Below are 590 nucleotides of genomic sequence, written 5' to 3'. Positions count from 1 at the left end.
TAGCGCACTTGACTGGGGGTCAAGTGGTCGCAGGTTCAAATCCTGTCAGCCCGACCGCAGTTCAAACATGGTTTTTGTCGAACCAGGTACGGTTCATAAAGCCGCTGTACGCCAATTCGTACGCCAACCAGGCGTATCATCCGCAACATGGGCAAGCGCCGCGCCAACGGGCAAGGGAACGTCTACCAGCGCGCCGACGGGCGAGGCTGGGAAGCCCGATTGAGCTACCTGGACCCAAACACCGGGCAACGTAAACGTGTATCCGTCTATGGAAAGACGCAGAAGGCCGCGCTCGCCGAGCTGGACAAGGTCCGCGACCGTCTCAACGAGGGGCAGCCGCCGCGCGATGCCAGCACGACCCTGGCCGTGTGGTTGGCGCACTGGCGCGCCACCACCTTGGCCGCGAGTGACCGCAAACCGGCCACGCGCGAACTCTACTCGTATCTGTCGCGCAAGCACCTTGAGCCCGCGCCGTTGGGGGCAACGCGCCTGGATCGCTTGCGGCCGTCCGACGTCGAGAAGCTGATCCTCGACATGCGTGCCAAGACGAAGCCCGGCCGGCGTCCGGGCGATGATCCGGTTCGGGCGCT

Annotated in this window: 1 pseudogene; it reads left to right on the top strand. The window is 64.4% G+C overall.

Features of this window, described 5'->3' with window-relative positions:
- Positions 1-147: 147 nt before the first annotated feature.
- Positions 148-590 (top strand): annotated as a pseudogene (locus F6Q13_RS19695) (site-specific integrase); the annotation flags it as partial.

This window comes from Mycobacterium sp., assembly GCF_008709575.1.
Lineage (GTDB): Bacteria > Actinomycetota > Actinomycetes > Mycobacteriales > Mycobacteriaceae > Mycobacterium.
The sequence above is the reverse complement of the archived record's forward strand: the minus strand, read 5'-3'. Positions and strand labels throughout refer to the sequence as shown.